The sequence below is a fragment of the Pedobacter sp. 05L430 genome, assembly GCF_056397585.1.
Genome location: NZ_JBFTNT010000334.1, coordinates 1 through 4,321, shown reverse-complemented (window position 1 = coordinate 4,321; position 4,321 = coordinate 1). Strand labels below are relative to the sequence as shown.

Annotated in this window: 5 protein-coding genes and 1 pseudogene; 4 read left to right on the top strand and 2 right to left on the bottom strand. The window is 37.4% G+C overall.

What is annotated here, in order from left to right; all coding sequences use genetic code 11:
* On the bottom strand, positions 1-957 hold a 957-nt coding region (locus AC1DG9_RS24030; RefSeq protein WP_477635379.1), incomplete at its 3' end, for a chromate transporter.
* Positions 958-1,024: 67 nt separating this feature from the next.
* Positions 1,025-1,342 carry a tetratricopeptide repeat protein gene (locus AC1DG9_RS24025; protein WP_477635378.1) on the bottom strand — a complete coding sequence of 106 codons (318 nt, stop codon included), beginning with the start codon at positions 1,340-1,342 and terminating at the stop codon, positions 1,025-1,027.
* An 86-nt stretch (positions 1,343-1,428) separates the two neighbouring features.
* Between AC1DG9_RS24025 and AC1DG9_RS24020 the strand changes: the two genes are divergently transcribed.
* The 4 genes and pseudogenes from AC1DG9_RS24020 to AC1DG9_RS24005 all read left to right on the top strand — a co-directional run.
* The gene (locus tag AC1DG9_RS24020; protein ID WP_288883323.1) at positions 1,429-2,166 is read left to right on the top strand and encodes an electron transfer flavoprotein subunit beta/FixA family protein; all 738 of its coding nucleotides are present in this window, start codon (positions 1,429-1,431) and stop codon (positions 2,164-2,166) included.
* A 45-nt stretch (positions 2,167-2,211) separates the two neighbouring features.
* Positions 2,212-3,183, top strand: coding sequence for an electron transfer flavoprotein subunit alpha/FixB family protein (locus tag AC1DG9_RS24015; RefSeq protein ID WP_172663185.1), 972 nt, complete (start codon positions 2,212-2,214; stop codon positions 3,181-3,183).
* 47 nt (positions 3,184-3,230) lie between these two features.
* Positions 3,231-3,845, top strand: a complete 615-nt coding sequence (locus AC1DG9_RS24010) for a bifunctional nuclease family protein (protein ID WP_172663186.1) — start codon at positions 3,231-3,233, stop codon at positions 3,843-3,845.
* Positions 3,846-3,905: 60 nt separating this feature from the next.
* A pseudogene (locus tag AC1DG9_RS24005) lies at positions 3,906-4,321 on the top strand (MFS transporter); the annotation flags it as partial.

Genomic DNA, 4,321 nt, shown 5'->3' with positions numbered 1-4,321 from the left:
CTTTTTAAGATCTTCCCAAAAGGGAACAATAAATAACACCAAAATCAATCCAGGCAAATTGATACCTAAAACGGCTACTATCCCTCCCGTTATCTGGCCAGTTACTCCATAACCAAAGTTTCTCATACTTAGTGCGCCAACATAGCTTGTAAATGAGAATGTAGGACCCGGTAAGGCTTGTTGCAATGCAAAGCCAGATAGAAACCCTGAAGAATGAAGGTAATGCTTCATTTGCACAAATTCAGTAAACATAAGTGGGACCAGCACTTGTCCACCACCAAAAATAAAGATACCATTGCGGTAAAAGTTCTCGAACAACCTGATAGGCAAGCTAAAAGGCGAAGTACGGTTAATAATGGCCCCTAATAAGGCCAGAAATAATAATACCCCTACAAAATAGATCAGTTTTTTGGGATTTATATTTGAGAATAGCTTTACTCGAATCTCACTTTCCTCTTTTGGAGCATCTAAAGCAGATGAAATCATACCTCCTATTAAAATTGCAATAGGAAATACATAGGCATTCCTCAATACAAGGGTAGAAATTATAGCTGAAATAGCCAGAAATACAGACAACTGCGAAACCAGCACCCTTCTTGAAAGATTATATGCCCCAAAAGCAACAATACCCAAAGCTATCGGTTGTATATATTCCAATATCTCTACAAACTTTTCTTTGTGATCAACCTTTGCATAGCTAATGGCTGCAAAAGTCATAACAGCAGCAGAGGGAAAAATCCAGATTAAAAATGTTATTAAAGAAAGTTTTAACCCTCCTACTTTATATGCAATGCCAACAAGCGTTTGAGTTGATGCGGGTCCTGGCAATACCTGCGCCAAGGCATTCAGCTCCAGCAATTCTTCTTCTGTGATGTATTTGGCATCCTTTACAAAATACTTAAGCAATAAAGCCAGATGCGCTTGCGCACCCCCAAAAGCAGTAAACGTGAACAGCATCACATTTCTGATAAACAAAAGTTGCTTCTTACTGCTCAATCTGTTAGTAATTAATCATCTTCATAATCTAAACCTGCTGCAGAATTATACGCGCCTTGTAACTCAGAAAAAGCATGCATATCCCTTTTATTTTTGGCTGCAAGCATACCTTTTGATATATTTTTATTCCCTCTTCAGTTTTCCCCGTTTTTTCATACAACTTTCCAAGATGATAATAAGTCCCAACATAATCAGGATGCTCAGCAACTAGTTTCAGATAGTATTCAAATGCTTTTTCAAAGTCATTTGCTGAATTATATTCTGTTGCAAGGGCATACAAAACGAAAGGATCATTAGGTTCGCTCTCTAAAAAGTTTAATAGTTTGGTTAATCGGGTACTTTGCATTTTTAATCCCTGCTTTTTTAATTAGATTTGCAAAAAGACAATTTAAGCTAAAACAGCTTCATTACCTTTAAAACAAATTTATACATATGAAAATATTAGTTTGTATCAGTAATGTGCCCGACACAACAACAAAAATAACTTTTACTAACGATAATACACAATTCAATACCGCAGGTGTACAATTTATTGTTAACCCTTATGATGAGATTGCCTTATCAAGAGCTATTGAACTTTGTGAGGGTGGTAAAGGAACGGTAACCGTAATAAATGTTGGAGAAAGCCAGACAGAACCGACCATAAGAAAAGCACTTGCTATTGGCGCTGATGACGCAGTCAGAATTAACGCTACTCCGAGAGACGCTTATTTTACAGCTTATCAGATAGCAGAATACGCTAAAACTACTGAATTTGATATGATCCTTTGCGGTCGCGAATCTATAGACTATAATGGGTCTCAGGTTGCTGCAATGATTGGCGAATTCCTTGACATCCCGTCTATCTCTATCATTAAAAAATTAGATTACGATGGAACAACTGCAACAATTGACCGCGAAATTGAAGGTGGTAAAGAAGTTGTTTCTGTAACTGGCAGGTTTATTGCAAGTTGTGCAGAAGGAACTGCAGAACCTAAAATACCTAACATGAGAGGAATTATGTCTGCTAGAACTAAACCTCTTGTAGTTGTTGAAGCTAAAGAAATTGAGCAGGTTGCTAAAGTGCAGCAATTTGAAACCCCTCCTCCACGTGGTGCAGTTAAGCTGGTTCCTGCTGAAGAGACCGCTAAATTAATCGACTTATTACATCAGGAGGCTAAAGTTATCTAACTGAAGTTCTATTTCAGAGTTTAAAAATTATTTAATAAAGATCGTATGTCAGTTTTAGTATATGTAGAACAAGTAGATGGCAAATTTAAGAAATCTGTTTTCGAGGCAGTATCTTATGCAAAAGCCATTGCAGATAAACAAGGTGGCGGTTTAACCGCTATATCTATTGGTAATGTTGATGAAAGTGAACTTAAAGCATTAGGTAAATACGGAGCTTCTAAAGTTTTAAATGTTTCTAATGATCAGCTCAAGAATTTCGTAAATCAGGCATATGCCTCAATTATTGCTGAAGCAGCAAAAAAAGAAAATGCAGACGTAGTTGTGTTGTCAAACTCTTTCTCAGGAAAAGGCCTGGCTCCTCGTGTGGCTGTTAAACTTAAAGCCGGATTAGTAGATGGGGCTGTAGAACTACCTCAATTAGACGGTGGTAAGTTTCTTGTAAAAAAGACTGCTTTCTCAGGTAAAGCTTTTGCAATTACAGAATTAACTTCAGCGGTTAAAATTATAGCTTTAAATCCAAATGCGTTTGGCGTTAAAGAATCAGCAGTTGATGCAGCCGTTGAGGCATTTAATCCGGAAGTTAAAGCAACTGATCTTACTGCTATCGTTAAAGAAATAGTAAGAGCAACCAATAAGGTTTCCTTACCTGATGCAGAACTTGTTGTATCGGCGGGAAGAGGGTTAAAAGGTCCTGAAAACTGGGGTATGATTGAAGAACTAGCTGATCTTCTTGGTGCAGCAACTGCTTGTTCTAAACCGGTTTCTGATGCTGACTGGAGACCTCACTCTGAACACGTTGGTCAGACAGGTATCGCCATCAGTCCGAACTTATATATTGCAATAGGTATTTCAGGTGCAATACAGCATTTGGCCGGTGTTAGTTCATCTAAAGTTATTGTTGTAATTAACAAAGACCCTGAGGCACCTTTCTTTAAAGTAGCCGACTACGGAATTGTTGGCGACGCATTTGAAGTTGTCCCAAAATTAATAGAAGCATTAAAAGCACATAAAGGTTAATTAAATATCCGGCAAGGGCAATCTGCATTTGCCGGATATTATTTAATATGAAAAAAGTAAAACTCGATATTGTTGGTTTATCCTATAGCCAAACCCAATCAGGAGCATATGCCCTGGTTCTTGGCGAAGTAAACGGAAGAAGACGTTTGCCTATAATTATTGGCGCCTTTGAGGCACAGGCTATTGCCATAGAAATTGAAAAAATGACGCCAAGCAGGCCATTAACTCATGACCTGTTCAAAACATTTGCCCAAACTTATAACATTGAAATACAGGAAGTTTTGATTTATAACTTGGTAGAAGGTGTCTTTTTTGCAAAATTGATCTGTACCGATGGTGAAACCACTCATGAAATAGATGCCCGGACTTCAGACGCGATAGCTTTGGCTGTTCGTTTTAATGCCGCTATCTATACCTATGAATTCATTTTATCTTCAGCAGGAATTGTAATTGAGGGAAATGATTTCCTATTTCTTGAAAATATAGATAGCATTCCAAAAGAACAGGGCTCAGAAGATATCAGCACTTCAATTCCAGGCACTAACTACAAAGCTTTGAGTATGGAAGAACTCCAGCAAAAACTTCAGGATGCGATTACTGAAGAAGCTTATGAGAAGGCTGCCAGAATTCGTGATGAAATAAATAAAAGAAATTCAGCTTAACAATTTTAAAATAGTTCTATATTCAGCCATTACTTTAAAAAACCAACTAAACTATTATTTATGAATGTTAAGTTTCGCTTAACTCTAATGAATTTTTTACAATTCTTTATATGGGGTTCCTGGCTCATTACTATCGGAGTTTATTGGTTTCAAAATAAAAGATGGTCTGGCTCAGAGTTTGGAGCAATCTTCTCTACCATGGGTATTTCGGCTATTTTTATGCCCGCTCTTATGGGTATCATTTCCGATCGTTTTATTAATGCAGAGAAACTATACGGAATTTTACACATCCTTGGAGCAGTTAGCCTTTTCTCTTTGCCTCTTGTAGACAATCCCACTACCTTTTTCTGGGTTATATTAGTAAACATGTTCTTTTACATGCCAACGCTATCTTTGTCTATTACAGTAGCTTATTCAGCATTAAAAAGTGCTCAGAAAGATGTTGTAAAAGATTATCCACCTATCAGGATTTGGGG